Genomic DNA, 14206 nt, shown 5'->3' with positions numbered 1-14206 from the left:
AGTTGATGAGGCGGCTGGTGAAGCGGCCGACGGCGGACAGGCCAGCGCCGGGTGAAACAACGGGCATGCGCCTGACCTTTGTGTGTCCCGGTCAGGGGCGGCTGGTTGAAATGGTGCTGCCGGGGCTCAGCACGCGTGCCACCATTTGACGAACCGCTTGCCTTGCCTGCCGCGCGGCCGGCTCATCGTAGGCGACCGTCACCCCTCGTTCGACACAGGGGTCGTTGTACGAAAAGGGTTCCTGGGTCTTCGCGTTGACCAGCACGCCGTTATCCAGTTCGATTTCCCGGCAATTCCGGGTGGTTTGGGCCTGCGGCAACTGAACCGGTGGCCGGAGCGCCAGCGAATCGAACTGATGATGGGCCCCCGGGTATTCGGTCAGCAGCACATCGTTGCCTTTTGCTTTCAGGCGTTCCACATAGGCGCGGCAGGACGCAACCGGGTTGTAGTTGTCCGCCGCGCCCTGGAATATGCGCACCGGCTTGTCGACGAGGCTGTCGTCCTCGCGATACGTGTAGGTGCAGTCCGGGTAAAACGCGATATAGGCCGCGAACTGTGTGCCGGGCACGGCATGCATTCGGTGAAATCGCTTCAGGCTCGCATAGAGCGCATTTTGTCCGCCTCGCGAAAACCCGATGAGCATGATCCGCGCCGGATCGATCCGCGGGTGTCTGGAAAGCACGCCCAGCGCGCGATATGCGTCCTCGGCCTGGGCCAGCCGGGGAAGCTGGGCTTGGTCGTTGTTGGTGTTGACGATGTTGCGCCCGGAAAAGCTGTCGAGGACGAACGTCGCGACGCCCATGTCGAGCAAATCGTGTTCCCAGTCGGTCACGCCACTCGACACGCCGCCCGAACCGTGCAGCAGGATGACCAGCGGAAGCCGCGTTGCTTTACTGTCGGGAAGGCGAAGGACGCCTGCGATCGTCACCGCTCGGCCGTCCTCGTGGCCGGCCAGGAATTCCTGATCGGTCATCGTGACGGTCTGGATCGGAATGACTTCGGTGCGGACCACCTGCGTCAGTCCCGCACGCGGCAGGAACACGAGTGCGAACAGTGTGGCGAGCCGCACAACGTAGCACGCGCATGTCGGCCTCATGGCAGCCTCCTTCTTCGACCTTGACCTGTGCAACAGCCTGCATGCGCAGCACCATCACGCAAGCATATTAGGTGGCAAAGCTCGCCGCTGCCAGGGACGCGGGCTGGCTGTATTGCCGCACCCGGAGCGATGGTGGCCCAATGCACACATTCGGCGATGGGCATATTGGGGTGTGAACAATCGAAGTCGCCGGCGGGCGGACGGCAGATGGCCCGGATTTCTGGCACCATCAGGCGGCACCGCGCGCGATCGCCGCCGCGGCAGGACGATTCGAATGAAGAGGGAGACAATGCGATGCGCTCAGCACCGCAATCCGCGCACGCCGACGCCTTGACGCCGAACACCGGCGCGAACGAACCCGACCGCCTGGCCGCATGGCGGCTCGCGATCCGCCTGTCGCTCGGCAGCGCGATCGCGCTCGGTCTCGCCCGCTTTTCCTATGCGCTGCTGCTGCCGCCGATGAAGGCCGACCTCGGCTGGAGCTTCGCGCAGGCCGGCGCGCTGAACACCGCGAACGCCGCGGGCTACCTGCTCGGTGCGCTGGCATTTCCATTGCTGTCCCGGCGCTGGCGGGCCGGCGCGCTGCTGACCGCCGGATGCGCGATCACCGCGCTGCTGATGGCCGCATGCGGGATCGTCGCCGATTCGAATGCGCTGCTCGTGCTGCGGCTCGCGACCGGCATCGGCAGCGCGCTGATCTTCGTCAGCGGCGGGGTGCTCGCGGCGCGTCTCGCGTCTGCCGTGCCGCGCGATGCCGGCTTGCTGCTCGGCCTCTACTACGGCGGCACCGGGTGGGGCATCGTCGCGTCGTCGCTGCTCGTGCCGGCGACGCTCGCGCCCGGGCCGCACGGCTGGCAGCGCGCGTGGTTCTTGCTCGCGCTCGCCTGTGCGCTGTTCGCGGGCGTCGCGGTGTCGGCCGCGACGCGCATCGAGCATGCGCATGCGGCTTTCGTCCCGCCGCGCAACCGGGCCGCGCCGGCCGACCCGGCGGCACATGTCGCGCGCTTTTCCTTCGCATTGGCCGGATACGGCTTGTTCGGCGTCGGCTACATCGGCTACATGACGTTCATCGTCGCGCTGCTGCGCGGCGCAGGGATGAGCGGTGCCGTCGTGTCGGGCTTCTACGTGATGCTCGGCGTCGCGACGGTCGTGTCGGCGCGGCTGTGGTCGACGCTGCTCGACCGCATGCGCGGCGGCCAGGCGCTTGCCGTGCTGAACGCGCTGCTCGGCGTCGCGACGCTGATGCCTGCGCTCGTCGTGCATCCGGCGGTGGCGTTCGCGTCCGGCGTGCTGTTCGGCGCGACGTTCCTGTCGGCGGTCGCGTCGACGACCGCGTTCGTGCGGCACAACCTGCCGCCCGACGGCTGGGCGAAAGGGATCAGCGCGTTCACGACCGTGTTCGCATTCGGGCAGATCGCGGGGCCGGTCGCGATCGGCTGGGTGTCGGACAGTGCGGGGCTCGCACGCGGGCTCGTGTATTCGGCGCTGGTGCTGTTCGCGGGCGCGGCGCTTGCCTTGTGTCAGCGGGCGTTGCCCGCCCGCTCGTAAGCCTTCGCATGCCGGTCATCCTGCGGGTGCTTCGCGCGACGCCGGATGCATCGTGTCCAGCACGATCCCGAATGCCACCATGCCGTCCGGCGCGCTGCCGTGCTGCGCGATCCGGCGGTTGACCGATTCGTCGGCGTGCGGGTTCACGGCGCGCACGCGGCCCGCGCGACGCGATGAAACGCGCGGCTGAAATAGATCAGGCTGTCGCCGTCGGCGCGCATCCTGATCGCCGACGCCTGCACGAACATGACCGAATGCGAACCAACTTCCTTCAGCTCGACGATCGTGCCCTGCAGGCTCGCGAGCGCGTCGCGCAGCACGGGCACGCCGTGCTCGCCGTCGTCCCACACGGGCAGGTCGAAGCGCCGCGCCATCGGCAGCTCGGTCTGCCCGGCGAATTGACGCGCGAGGGTTTCGTGCTCGGCGGGCAGCACGTTGATGCATACGCGGCGGTTCTGCTCGAACGTCGCATGCATCGCGCTCGATCGGTTGATGCAGACGAGCAGCGTCGGCGGCGCGTCCGTGACGGAGCAGACGGCGCTCGCGGTGATGCCGCAGCGGCCGTGCGGGCCGGCGGTGGTGATCACGTTGACGGCGGCGCCGAGATGGGCCATTGCCTGTCTGAAATGCCGTTGCGCGTCGGACGGATCTTGGCCGGGGGGTCGCGGGGTGTCGGACATGTGCGCTCCTGGTTGGGCGGATATTGCGATGGCGCGTCGTGCAATGCACGGGCGACACGCGAATGAAGACAGCGTACGCGACGAAAAAACGGAAGGCCATTCGCACGATTGGCGTCGAAGATGGCGTTGCTGCCAACGCGTCTAAAGGTTCTACCTAGGCGGTTCGCGCGCTGCGCGGAAAAACACGCGAGCACGCGTTTCATCTCTACGTAAAGGGGTTTTCGGGGTTTTCATCAACATTTCGGCTCGTTATGATGTGCCGCAACTCCTCCAAAAGACGAGGCGGTGACGCGAGCGGAACGCCGCCTGCATCACGCCCGATATCCCCCGATATTTCGCGAGACACCCGATGACGTCATCCGCTCCAATCGTATATATCGTCGACGACGACAACGGCATGCGGACGTCCCTGGCGTGGCTGCTTGAATCGGTCGGCATCCGGTCCGAAGGCTTCGCGAGCGCGACCGACTTCCTCGCGCGCTTCGACGCGACGGTTCCCGCCTGCCTCGTGCTCGACGTACGCATGCCGGAAACGAGCGGCTTCGACGTGCAGGCCGAACTGAACGCACGCGGCGCGACGCTGCCGGTGATCTTCGTGAGCGGTCACGGCGACATTCCGATGTCGGTGCGCGCGCTGCAGAACGGCGCGATCGATTTCGTCGAGAAGCCGTACAACTCGCAGCAGATGCTCGAGCGCGTGCAGCGCGCGATCAAGCTCGCGCAACAGCGACATGCGGCGGGGCAGCGCCATCGCGAATTGCGGCAGCGGCTCGATGCACTGACCGCGCGCGAGCAGGAAGTGCTGCGTGGCGTGATCGACGGCAAGGGCAGCAAGCAGATCGCGTCGGATCTGTCGATCAGCGTGAAGACCGTCGACGTCCATCGCGCGAGCATCAAGGAGAAGCTCGGTGCCGCATCGATCGCGGCGCTCGTGCGCGACGTGCTGGCGGTGTGGGGCGACGGCGAGCATCCGCCGCGCTAGCGGCGCGTTCACGCTAACAGCGGGAACAGGTCATGGACGCGTGACGCATCGCGCGCGGCGGCCGCCGGTGCCGGGCCGCACGTTCTCGACGCCGCAGGCGGCGAAATATCCCGATCAACGCATGTAAAGCCCGCCGTTGATGTCCCAGCACGCACCGTTCGCGAAATGCGCGTCGCCGGACGCGAGCAGCACAGCCGCATCCGCGACGAACGCCGCCGAGCCGAGCCGGCCGCCGGGCAAGCTGGCGAGCACCTGCCGGAGCTTGTCCGGCGACACGCTCTCGTAGACGATCGGCAGGTCAAGCGGGCCGGGCGAGATCGCGTTGACGGTCACGCCTTGCGCGGCGAGATCGCGTGCGAACACCTTGGTCAGCGTCAGCGTGCCGCCCTTCGCGGCCGCGTAGTGCGCGCCCGTCGCCGAGCCGCCGTTCTGCCCGGCGAGCGATGCGATGTTGACGATGCGGCCCTCGCCGCGCGTCGCGAAGTACTGGCCGAACACCTGGCAGCCGAACAGCACGCTGCGCAGGTTCACGTCGATGACCTGGTCGAATTGTTCGGCCGTGATCTCCATCGCCGGCACGACCTTCGACGCGCCTGCATTGTTGACGAGCGCATCGACGTGTCCCCAGCGGGCGACGAGCGCATCACGCGCGGCTTCGAATTCGCGCTTCGACGTCACGTCGAGCGGTAGCCCGATTGCGCGCTCGCCACCCGGATCGAGTGCGTGCGCGTGGGTCTGCACGGCGTCGTGTGCGATGTCGGCGAGCGCGACGCGGTAGCCGGCCGCATGGAATCTGGACGCAATGACGGCGCCTAGCCCGCGCGCGGCGCCGGTGATGAGTACGACTCGATCGGACATGGATCGGGGCTCCCTCGATGAGGTGCGCGAGCGTGCGCACCGGGTGGATGTCATGCGGCGAAGGCCGCTTCGAAATGCGCGGCGACCGCGCAGACGTGCTCGTCGGCGCCCTTGCGGCCGACGATCTGCAATCCCGCTTTCAGCGGCGAGCCGGCGACCGGCAGCGGCACGCTGATCGCGGGATGGCCGCTGAGGTTGAACGGACGGATCAGCGACGACATCGCGATCACCGAGGTGCCGCCGCGCGCGGCGTCGAGCGTGATCGGCAACGCAGGCAGCGTGGGCAGCACGAGCACGTCGACGTCGGCCAGCGCGCGGTCGACCTGCTCGGTGAAGCGCTGGCGCACCTGCTCGGCGAGCGCGAGTGCCGCGGACGTCGTCATCGCGGCGGCGCGCAGCCGGGCATCGAGATCCGCGCCGAGCTTGCCAGATGCGACGAGATGGCCGAAGGCCTGCGAGGTTTCCGCGTTGATCACGGCGAGCCCCGCGTCGAACGCTGCGCGAAGGTCGCCGAGCACGATCGCCTGCGACCGGCATCCGGCCTGATGGACGGCGTCGTCGAGCGCGGCGAGGATGGCCGCGTCCGCATCGACGGCGATTTGTCCGACGGTGCAGTCCGCCACCGGCTGCAGCGCGCGCGCACGGTCGAACCCCGGCGCGATTGCCGCCATCGCGGCGGCCAGCGTGCCGACGTCGCGCGCAAGCGGCCCGACGCAATCGAGTGTCGATGCCGCGGGCGCGACGCCGCGCCGCGACACGCGCGCGAAGGTCGGCTTCAGGCCGATCACGCCGCAGCAGGCGGCCGGGCCGCGGATCGAGCCGCCGGTGTCGGTGCCGAGCGCGGCGTCGACCGTGCCGAAGCCGACGAGCGACGCGGAGCCGCTCGACGAGCCGCCGGGAATGCGCGACGCGTCCTGCGGATTGAGCGGCGTGCCCGTGTAGTCGTTGATGCCGGTCATGCCGAACGCGAGTTCGTGCATGTTCGCCTTGCCGGCGATCTGCCAGCCGGCGTCGAGCAGGTGCTGCACGACGTCGGCGTGGCGCGCGGCGGGCGCGGCGTCGGCGAGCGCGCGGCTCGCGGCGGTGGTCGGCCGGCCGGCGATGTCGATCGTGTCCTTGATCGCGATCGTCGGGCCGGGGCCGCCCAGCGTGAAGGTGTCGATGAATCCGGTCATGGGCGGGCTCGCATGATGACGTTCGGGTGGGTTCAGGGCCGGGAAGCGGCGGCGAGCGGCCATGGGCCGTTCATCAGCCGCTCGGTACGGAAATGCCGGATCAGCCAGGTTGCGCCGCCGTCGGCGGGAACGAAGTCGACGGTGAGCCGCGCGGCGATGAGCTCGGCCGACGCATCCGCATAGCGCGACGCCTGCAGCATGATCCAGCGGCCGCATGCGGTTGCGCCTTCGGCGCCGACTTCGATCGATTCGGACGTCAAAAAATGCACGTTCGCGGAGAAGTGCGGATCGGGCGGCAAATAGCGCCGCAGCATTGCGACGATTTCCGCCGTGCCATGCACGCGGCCGAACTTCCGCGCGTACTGCGGGCCGATGCCTTCCCACACCGCGTCGTCGGCGAACAGGCCGGCGAGTGCCGGGCCGCTGCCGGCGTCCTCGGGCACGTCGCACAGCGCCATGTAGCGCGTCATCGTCGCGCGCACCGCGCGCTCCGCGTCGAGCAACGCGATGCGCGCGGCGAGCGCGGCGAGCGTGTCGAGCGAGACCGGCGCAGTGGTCGGGAGCGTGTTCATCACGCGCCTCACTGTGCGGGGCGCGCGGCCGCCGGCACGGTCAGCGCGCGGCCGACCCGCGCCTCGATCTTGCCGTAGCGCCAAAGGTTGTATTCGCCGACAGGCGTCGTGCGGTACAGGTTGCAGACGGCGACCGCGGTGTCGAAGTCGGCGACGTCGGCCATGATGTAGAAGGTCCATGGCGCGCCGTCCGACTGGCCGACGACGAGGCGGTCGTCGTCCATCACGCCGAGCACGCGCACGCCGGGCATGGCTTCGACCGCGGCGAGCATCGCGCCATACGCCTGCCAGACTTCGCCGATCTTCTCGCGCGGCAGGTCGAAGAAGTTTTGCGTGACGCCACAGCAGAACAGCACGCGCAGCGGCAGCGGAGGGGTATCGGACATGATGAGGGGCTCCTTTGTGAAATCCGGGTGATGGCGATCTGGTTACAGGTATCCGGCGAACGGCGTGGCGCCGGTGAACACCGCACCCGCCGCGTCGAAATTGCCTTCCGCGAGGAACGCGTGCTGCGTGACGACCATCGCGTCGCGCAACAGGCGCTGCAGCGGATGCGTGCGATAGATCGCCGGCGTGCCGCCGAGGCGGTACGCGCGCTCGACGACGCTCGCGCCTTCGCGCGCGATGTGCGTCGCGGCGAGGCGCAGCAGGCTGACCTGCTCGGCCGTCACCGTGTCGCCGGCGAGGATCGAGCGCCACACGCCGTCGGTCGTCTCGTAGAAGAACGCGCGTGCGGAACGCAGCTGCGCTTCGGCCTTCGCGAGCTCGATGCGGAAGTACGCGCGATCGGCGAGACGCGGCGCGCCGGTCGTCGTCTTGCGCCCGCCGGACATCTGGTTCGCGACGTCGAGCGCCGCGCGCGCGAGGCCGAGGTTGACGACGGCGAGGACCTGCGACGCGTAGGCGATGGTCGGGTAGCGGTACAGCGGCTCGTCGACGGTCGGTTCGCCGCCGCGCACGAAAGTCCATTCGTGCGGCACGAACCGGTCGGCGACGCGCAGGTCGTGGCTGCCGGTGCCCTGCATGCCGACCACGTTCCAGTTCTCGACGATCTCGACCTGCTCGGGACGGAACACGGCGGTGCGCGGCTTGCCCGGCGCCTCGTCCAGCGCACCCGGCACGCTGATGCCGACGCCGAGCCAGTCCGCGCCCTTGCAGCCGCTCGCGAATTTCCACGTGCCGTTCACGCGCCAGCCGCCCGTTTCGGGCTGCGCCGGCTGCACCGGGAACAGGCCGCCCGCGAACACCTGGTCGGGGCCGCTCGCATAGAGCTCGGCCTGCGTGTCGAGCGGCAGCGCGGCGAGATAGACGTTCGCGGAGCCGAAGCTCGCCACCCACGCGGCGGAGCCGTCGGCGGCCGCAATCCGCTCGATCGTCGCGAGGAATTCGGCCGGCGCGCGCGCGTCGCCGCCGAAGCGGCGCGGCGTGCCCGCGCGATAGATGCCGGCCCGCTTGAACAGTGCGATTACATCGCGCGGCACGTGCGACAGGCGGTCGAATTCGTCGCGCCGTGCGGCCACGGTGGCGATCACTTCGTCGAGCGGCAGCAGCGGCTCGACGGAAGCGTCGCACACGGGCGACGGCTGGGCGGTATCAAGGGCAAATGCGGCGTTCGGCATGGCAGGCTCCTGTTCGGCATGGGTGTCGTGCGCAGGTCGACGGTGACGCGCGGTCGCGGCGCACGGAATGAAATGGTCCGAGCCAGTCTAGAAACACCATAAACACGCATCAATTGGTGCGATGGGCGGCGTTACTGGTGCCGTTCCCCGTCGCGCTAAAGAAATCTTCAGATGCGGCTGCCGCGCCCCGGTGTTATGGTGCAAAGCGAGAACGCGCCGCGCGACACCGCCGGCCGGCCGCCGAGTCCGATCATGAGTTTTCCTGCCGAAGACGATTTCCACCGCCTGCTCGATGCGCTGACGTCGTGCGTGCTGCTGCACGATGCGCAAACCAAGGCGATCGTCTGGGCGAACCGCGCCGCATGCATCGCGCTCGGCTTTTCGGTCGAGGAACTGCTGCCGCTGAAGGCGCCGGACATGACGCGCCCGGAACCGAAATACCGTCGCGAGATCGGCGTGAGCGCGATGGACCGTGCGATCACCGACGGCCCGCAGGTGTACGAATGGTGCTACCGGTCGCGCACGGGCGTCGACATGCTGTCCGAAGCGATCGCGACCTATGTGCCGCTGCGCGAGCGCGACGTGGTGATGGTGCAGTTCCGCGACATCAGCGCGGAAGAGGCGACGCGCCAGGCGCTGCGCCGCTACGAAGCGCGCTTGCGCGAGTTCATGCAGGATCTCGACGAGGGTGTCGCGGTGCTGACGCCGCGCGGCGGCGTGCAGTTCATCAGCGAATCGGGCCGCCGCGTGCTCGGGCTCGCGCCTGACGAAGCGCTCGGCGACGTGCTCGACTACTGCAGCGAGGCCGATCGCGACCGCCTGATCGCGCAACTGCGCGATGCGCCGAGCGTGCGCCCGTCGGAGCCGCAGCGCTACCGGATCGTGCGGCGCGACGGCACGGCCGGGTGGTTGCGCGTCACGTGCCGGCACGTCGAGATCGAAGGCGATCTCGACGGCCTGCTGATCCACTTCCGCGACATCAGCGACGAGGTCGCGATCGAGGACACGCGGCGCGCCGAGGCGCGGATGCTCGAATACGCGGGCCGCTACAACGCGATGGGCGAGATGGCGACCGTGATCGCGCACGAACTGAGCCAGCCGCTCGCGGCCGTGCGCAATTTCATCGAAGGGGCGATCCAGCGGCTGAATGCGGGCGGCGCGGCCGACGACGCGGTCTGGGGGCTGCGCAGCGCGGACCGGCAGGCGGAACACGCGGCGCTGATCATCAAGAGCGTGCGCGAATACATCGTGAAGCGCGAGCCCGTCGTCGCGGTGGTGGACCTGCGCGAGATTCTCGCGGACGTCGCGTACTTCATCGAGTTGCGCGCGAAGGAGGCGGGCGTGGCCGTCACGATCGCGCAGGCCGACCATGCGCTGCCGATTCGCTGCGAGCGTGTGCTGATCGGCCAGGTGATCCTGAACCTTGCGTTCAACGCGATCGAGGCGTTTGCCGGGTTCGAACGTACGCCGTGCGCGCTGGTGCTCGGCACCGCACTCGCCGCGGACGGACGGGCCGAATTGCGCGCAATCGACAATGGCCCCGGTGTCGCCGACGACGCGCACGAACGGCTGTTCGACGGCTTCTCGTCGTCGAAGGCGGGCGGCAACGGGATCGGGCTGTCGCTGTGCAAGAGCATCGTGACGCGGCACGGCGGCCGGATTTGCGCGAGCCGTGCAGTGGGCGGCGGGCTCGACTGCCGCGTGGCGCTGCCGCTCGCCGGCGTGTAAGCGTGCCGCCGCATCACGGCGGCGCGTGGGCGTGCGAGACGCGGCCGGCGAGCGCGGCATGGTCAGCGTCCGAGTGCGCGCGCGGTCTGGCCGCCGATGCCGAAGTCGGTGTTCGGAATGTCCTTGATCATTACGCGCGTCGCCTGCAACGGCGCGTCGAGCACCTGCGCGCTGGTCTCGGACAGCGCGGCGATCAGCGCGCGCTTCTGTTCGTCGGTGCGTCCGGCAATCAGGACCGCGACGATCACGGGCAGCGACGGCGGCGCGCCGTCGGCTGCGCTGCGTCCGCCGAGGCCGATATGCGTGGCGGGCAGCTCATTCAGCAGGATCCGCACGGATTCCGCGGGCGCGCCGATCGCGTCGACGGTCGCGCCGGTCAGGCGCGCGATCAGCTCCGCTTTGCGTGTGTCGGCGTGTCCCGCCGGCAGGAAGACTTCGAGTGTGGGCATTGGAGGTCCGGTCCGGGCAATACGTGAGCGGTTCGAAACGGGTTCGCCGGCGCGCTGGCGATGACGAACCCGCCGAGGCTCAGAGCAGGAAGCCGATCGCGCTCAGCGCTTCGGTCGAATCGATCAGGCGCACGACTTTCTCGGCGATCCGCATCTCGCCTTCGGCGTCGACGTGCAGCCGGTGCGTGACGTCGGCGGCGAACAGCGTCGCTGCGCCGCGCTTGTAGGCGACCACGACCTGCGCGGATTTCAGCTCGATGCTGTCCGCCGTGCCGCTCTCGAGCGTGAAGCGCGACACGGTGCGCACGGTGCGCGCCGCATCGGACGCGGACGCCGAATAGCCGGACGTCATCCGCTGCACGCGCTTCTCGCGCATGTCGTGATCGTCGTACACGTAGTTGAGCGTTGCCGCGAAATCGGTCGCGGCCGGATCGATCGGCACGACGTAGTGGCCTGCCGGATCCCACAGGTCGAGCCACGTGCGATAGTCGCGGCGGTCGAGCAGTTCCGCTTCGCGCCACACGAATTCGACCGCGTGGGCAAAGGTCTGCTGCGAGAAGAGTGCGTTTCGGTCATCCATCATGCCTGCTCCATCATCTTGCGCCATTGTTGGTATGCCTCGCGCATGCCCGTCTCGTCGGTTGCGTGCGCGGTCTTTTCGCCGTTCGCGGCGGTCGTTTCGCGGTTCAGACCGCGGTTGACGAGGATCGGCACGTCCGGCCCCGCATGCGCGCCGCGCTGCACGCGCTCCCACGCCTCGGCATCGTCCGGGCTGCCGAAGCCGAACGGGCCCTGGAAGTGCTCGTGGATACGCAGCCGCACGCGGTTCGCTTCGTCCGGGCCGCCGTCCATCGCGAGCGCGACGTGGCGGATCTCGGTCTCGTGCGCGGAAATCGGCCGCAGCACGCGGAAGAACGCCATCGACAGCGCGAGGTTCGGGAACAGGTTCAGGTTGAAGCCGACGCCCATCAGCGAGCGCACGATCCGGCGTACTTCCTCGGGCGTGTGACGCTCGGCGAGCGTCGCGGCCAGTGCATCGAAGCGCTCAGGCAGCGGCGCGCCGTCGTCCTGGTCGAGGTCGACCAGGTCCGGCACGAGCACCGCGAGGCTGTGGCCGTTGCCGAGCGAGCGGCAGAACGCGTCGTCGCTCGTCATGAAGCTCGTGACCGCGGCGGCGGTTTCGTCGTCGATCGACTTCATCCACGACTTGTGCACGACCGGGAAGTGATACAGGTCGGTGGTGTTCTCGAGCTGGATCTTCCAGTTGCCCTTGAACTTGAACTTGTGCTCGCCGTTCGCCTTGATCGGGTAGCCGGCGCCCTGCTTCATGAACAGATCGATCCACGGCTTCGCGCCGCCGAGAAAATCCTCGAGCGGCTCGATGTCGTCGTTGAAGCTTGCGAAGATCAGGCCCTGGTAGACGCCGACGCGCAGCTTTACGAGCGGCAGGTCGCCTTTCTCGCACACGCCTTCATAGCCGTCGCCATACGGCAGCGCGCGAAGCGCGCCGTCGAGCGCGTACGACCAGCTGTGGTACGGGCACGTAAAGCCTTTCGCGTTGCCCTTGTGTTCCTCGCAGACGGTCGCGCCGCGATGGCGGCAGCGGTTCTGCAGCACGTTGATCGCGCCGGTCTTGTCGCGCACGACGATCACCGGCTGGCGGCCAATCGTCGTCGTCACGAAATCGCCCGGATTCGGCAGCTCGCTTTCGTGCGCGACCCAGATCCAGGTGCGGTAGAAGATCCGTTCGAGCTCGGCTTCGAACAGCGCGGGGTCGTGATACATCGCGGGCGCAATGCGATCGGCCTGGGCGAGGCCGCGCAGCGCGCTGGTATCGATCGTCTGGTAAGGAATGTCGCTCATCGTCGTCGTGGGGAATGAATCGCGAAGCGGTCGCGAGGTCTCGGTTGCTAGGCATGCGTACTGGCAGCGTGGCCAGTCTCGCGCTCGTGCATATATCCGTCAAATTGATCTAAATGTGATTATCAAATAAACCCGATAAATAATAAGACGGCGCCGACTCGCGCCCGTCGTGCCGGGCCGGCGCCGCGGCGAGACGGGCGAGGCCGGCCATGCAGCCGCATTGGCGGCGCTGCCGGGCCGGTGCTCAGAACTTGTGCCGCATGCCGATGCGCACCGTGCTCTGGCGATCGCTGGTGGACGGCGTCAGGTTGTTGATTGCCGCGACCGCCGCGTTACCGGTCGAGTCGGTGCCCGACGCTTTCTGGTAGACGCCGATCACGTACACGTCCGTCCGCTTCGACAGGAAGTAGTCGGCGCCAATGGCGCCCTGGTAATAGCGAGCGCTCTGGGCGGACCGCGTCGCGGTCGCCGCGCCGCCTCCGGACGTGAAATCGAACGCGGTGCCGAGCACGAGCGCGGACGTGAGCTGGTACTTGAAGTTCACTTCGACGTTGTCGAACGTCGCATGCCCGCGGTAGCCGAGCGGATTCGGTCCGGATTCCGCGGTATCGCCGAGGTTCCTGAACTGCGTGTTCGAGTAGGTTGCGCCGAATGTGGCTGCGCCGATCGCATACGCGGCGCCCACGGCGGCGACCTGATAGGTTCGCGCGGACGCATAGCCGCTGTACACCGGCGACGAGATGAAGTTGCCGCTTGCGGTGGCCGCCGTGCTCGCGCCGTTGTCGCCGAAGAACCCGACGTTCGGATTGCGCACGTTCAGGTATGCGGCGCCGGCGGTCAGCGGGCCGTTCGCATAGCCGACGCCGATCGACCAGACCTGGTTGCGCGTCGCCTCGCCGGCGACGCCGCCGAGGCTGTACACGCCGCCGAGCCGGAATCCGTAGAAGGTCGGGCTGGAAAACTTGATCGCGTTGTTGACGCGATACGCGTTGTTCAGGTTGTCGAGATCGCCCGGATGCGCGGTGACATACCCGCCCCATTGCGTGCCGGCTTCGAATGGTCCGACGAAATCGACGACGGAGTCGTACTGGCGGCCGGCCAGCACCGTTCCCCATCCGCCCGACAGCCCCACGTATGCCTGGCGCCCGAACATCAGGCCCTGCGTACTGCCGCGATTCTTCTGGCCGAGCGAGCCGGTATTCGGATCGAAGCCGTTCTCCAGCGTGAAGACCGCGCGCAGCCCGCCGCCGAGATCCTCGCTGCCGCGCAATCCCCAGCGGCCCGCCTGCATGACGCTGCTCGACAGGCCGTACAGGCTGTGTCCGCCGGCGTTCGACGTCCAGCCGACGCCATCGTCGACGATGCCGTACAGCGTTACGGCGCTCTGCGCATGAACAGCTCCAGCGAACACGGCGAGCATGCCTGCCGTCAACGGATGCATCTTCATAGGTTTGTACTCCTTGTCAATCGGTCGGTTGGAAAACGGGGAGGGGAGTTCGCGGGCATGCGGGCAGCAGCCGACACGACGGTCATGCCTGCCCGCACGCGGCCACAGGGACGCGTCGGCCTCGCAACGCGCACGGTCGATTGCCGGACCGGCGGATGCGCTCGAACGCAGCGGACACCGTGTCGCGCC

General features: G+C 68.3%; 15 protein-coding genes. 3 read left to right on the top strand and 12 right to left on the bottom strand.

The annotated features are described in order from the left end of the window. Positions 1-91: 91 nt before the first annotated feature. A complete protein-coding gene (locus ACV22Z_RS32075) occupies positions 92-1096 on the bottom strand; it encodes a dienelactone hydrolase family protein (RefSeq protein ID WP_448080259.1) in 1005 nt (334 codons plus the stop codon). 294 nt (positions 1097-1390) lie between these two features. Here ACV22Z_RS32075 and ACV22Z_RS32070 point away from each other — a divergent pair, with 294 nt between their 5' ends. After that, positions 1391-2644 carry a YbfB/YjiJ family MFS transporter gene (locus ACV22Z_RS32070; RefSeq protein WP_448080258.1) on the top strand — a complete coding sequence of 418 codons (1254 nt, stop codon included), beginning with the start codon at positions 1391-1393 and terminating at the stop codon, positions 2642-2644. Positions 2645-2659: 15 nt separating this feature from the next. Here ACV22Z_RS32070 and ACV22Z_RS32065 read toward each other — a convergent pair whose 3' ends face one another. Both ACV22Z_RS32065 and ACV22Z_RS32060 read right to left on the bottom strand, forming a co-directional pair. After that, positions 2660-2791 carry a hypothetical protein gene (locus ACV22Z_RS32065; protein ID WP_448080257.1) on the bottom strand — a complete coding sequence of 44 codons (132 nt, stop codon included), beginning with the start codon at positions 2789-2791 and terminating at the stop codon, positions 2660-2662. Further along, complete coding sequence (locus ACV22Z_RS32060) at positions 2788-3324, bottom strand: flavin reductase (protein ID WP_448080256.1); 537 nt, start codon at positions 3322-3324, stop codon at positions 2788-2790. Before ACV22Z_RS32060 ends, ACV22Z_RS32065 begins: the two co-directional genes overlap by 4 nt. Positions 3325-3673: 349 nt before the next feature. Here ACV22Z_RS32060 and ACV22Z_RS32055 point away from each other — a divergent pair, with 349 nt between their 5' ends. Beyond that, entirely contained in the window at positions 3674-4306 is a 633-nt protein-coding gene (locus tag ACV22Z_RS32055) for a response regulator transcription factor (RefSeq protein ID WP_448080255.1), read from the top strand. A gap of 114 nt (positions 4307-4420) precedes the next feature. Here ACV22Z_RS32055 and ACV22Z_RS32050 read toward each other — a convergent pair whose 3' ends face one another. From ACV22Z_RS32050 to ACV22Z_RS32030, 5 genes are read right to left on the bottom strand one after another with little or no spacing between them, the layout of a single operon-like run. After that, entirely contained in the window at positions 4421-5164 is a 744-nt protein-coding gene (locus ACV22Z_RS32050) for an SDR family NAD(P)-dependent oxidoreductase (RefSeq protein ID WP_448080254.1), read from the bottom strand. Positions 5165-5214: 50 nt separating this feature from the next. Then, complete coding sequence (locus ACV22Z_RS32045) at positions 5215-6339, bottom strand: amidase (RefSeq protein WP_448080253.1); 1125 nt, start codon at positions 6337-6339, stop codon at positions 5215-5217. A 32-nt stretch (positions 6340-6371) separates the two neighbouring features. Further along, complete coding sequence (locus ACV22Z_RS32040) at positions 6372-6911, bottom strand: nuclear transport factor 2 family protein (RefSeq protein ID WP_448080252.1); 540 nt, start codon at positions 6909-6911, stop codon at positions 6372-6374. A gap of 8 nt (positions 6912-6919) precedes the next feature. Continuing rightward, the gene (locus tag ACV22Z_RS32035; RefSeq protein ID WP_448080251.1) at positions 6920-7297 is read right to left on the bottom strand and encodes a hypothetical protein; all 378 of its coding nucleotides are present in this window, start codon (positions 7295-7297) and stop codon (positions 6920-6922) included. Between the two features lie 42 nt (positions 7298-7339). Then, positions 7340-8530, bottom strand: a complete 1191-nt coding sequence (locus ACV22Z_RS32030) for an acyl-CoA dehydrogenase family protein (protein WP_448080250.1) — start codon at positions 8528-8530, stop codon at positions 7340-7342. A 171-nt stretch (positions 8531-8701) separates the two neighbouring features. On the opposite strand from ACV22Z_RS32030, the gene ACV22Z_RS32025 reads away from it, so the two are divergent. Then, a complete protein-coding gene (locus ACV22Z_RS32025; RefSeq protein ID WP_448080249.1) occupies positions 8702-10258 on the top strand; it encodes a PAS domain-containing sensor histidine kinase in 1557 nt (518 codons plus the stop codon). A 62-nt stretch (positions 10259-10320) separates the two neighbouring features. Here the strand turns inward: ACV22Z_RS32025 and ACV22Z_RS32020 are convergent, their stop codons facing one another. The 4 genes from ACV22Z_RS32020 to ACV22Z_RS32005 all read right to left on the bottom strand — a co-directional run bounded on the left by ACV22Z_RS32020 (position 10321) and on the right by ACV22Z_RS32005 (position 14017). Beyond that, positions 10321-10707 carry a tautomerase family protein gene (locus tag ACV22Z_RS32020; RefSeq protein WP_448080248.1) on the bottom strand — a complete coding sequence of 129 codons (387 nt, stop codon included), beginning with the start codon at positions 10705-10707 and terminating at the stop codon, positions 10321-10323. A 79-nt stretch (positions 10708-10786) separates the two neighbouring features. Beyond that, entirely contained in the window at positions 10787-11290 is a 504-nt protein-coding gene (locus ACV22Z_RS32015) for an aromatic-ring-hydroxylating dioxygenase subunit beta (RefSeq protein ID WP_448080247.1), read from the bottom strand. After that, positions 11287-12570: an aromatic ring-hydroxylating oxygenase subunit alpha gene (locus tag ACV22Z_RS32010; RefSeq protein ID WP_448080246.1), complete on the bottom strand. Its 1284-nt coding sequence runs from the start codon at positions 12568-12570 to the stop codon at positions 11287-11289. The genes ACV22Z_RS32015 and ACV22Z_RS32010 overlap by 4 nt, the downstream gene beginning before the upstream one ends. A gap of 244 nt (positions 12571-12814) precedes the next feature. Then, entirely contained in the window at positions 12815-14017 is a 1203-nt protein-coding gene (locus ACV22Z_RS32005; RefSeq protein ID WP_448080245.1) for a porin, read from the bottom strand. Positions 14018-14206: the final 189 nt, after the last annotated feature.

This window comes from Burkholderia sp. PU8-34 (assembly GCF_053427725.1).
Note: the sequence above shows the minus strand (reverse complement) of the source record. Positions and strands in the feature narration are given on the sequence as shown.

Bases quoted from the DNA above. Each gene is read 5' to 3' on its own strand.
- ACV22Z_RS32075 (WP_448080259.1), bottom strand. From the start codon at position 1,096: ATGAGGCCGACATGCGCGTGCTACGTTGTGCGGCTCGCCACACTGTTC.
- ACV22Z_RS32070 (WP_448080258.1), top strand. From the start codon at position 1,391: ATGCGCTCAGCACCGCAATCCGCGCACGCCGACGCCTTGACGCCGAAC.
- ACV22Z_RS32060 (WP_448080256.1), bottom strand. From the start codon at position 3,324: ATGTCCGACACCCCGCGACCCCCCGGCCAAGATCCGTCCGACGCGCAA.
- ACV22Z_RS32055 (WP_448080255.1), top strand. From the start codon at position 3,674: ATGACGTCATCCGCTCCAATCGTATATATCGTCGACGACGACAACGGC.
- ACV22Z_RS32050 (WP_448080254.1), bottom strand. From the start codon at position 5,164: ATGTCCGATCGAGTCGTACTCATCACCGGCGCCGCGCGCGGGCTAGGC.
- ACV22Z_RS32045 (WP_448080253.1), bottom strand. From the start codon at position 6,339: ATGACCGGATTCATCGACACCTTCACGCTGGGCGGCCCCGGCCCGACG.
- ACV22Z_RS32040 (WP_448080252.1), bottom strand. From the start codon at position 6,911: ATGAACACGCTCCCGACCACTGCGCCGGTCTCGCTCGACACGCTCGCC.
- ACV22Z_RS32035 (WP_448080251.1), bottom strand. From the start codon at position 7,297: ATGTCCGATACCCCTCCGCTGCCGCTGCGCGTGCTGTTCTGCTGTGGC.
- ACV22Z_RS32030 (WP_448080250.1), bottom strand. From the start codon at position 8,530: ATGCCGAACGCCGCATTTGCCCTTGATACCGCCCAGCCGTCGCCCGTG.
- ACV22Z_RS32025 (WP_448080249.1), top strand. From the start codon at position 8,702: ATGCGGCTGCCGCGCCCCGGTGTTATGGTGCAAAGCGAGAACGCGCCG.
- ACV22Z_RS32020 (WP_448080248.1), bottom strand. From the start codon at position 10,707: ATGCCCACACTCGAAGTCTTCCTGCCGGCGGGACACGCCGACACACGC.
- ACV22Z_RS32015 (WP_448080247.1), bottom strand. From the start codon at position 11,290: ATGATGGATGACCGAAACGCACTCTTCTCGCAGCAGACCTTTGCCCAC.
- ACV22Z_RS32010 (WP_448080246.1), bottom strand. From the start codon at position 12,570: ATGAGCGACATTCCTTACCAGACGATCGATACCAGCGCGCTGCGCGGC.
- ACV22Z_RS32005 (WP_448080245.1), bottom strand. From the start codon at position 14,017: ATGAAGATGCATCCGTTGACGGCAGGCATGCTCGCCGTGTTCGCTGGA.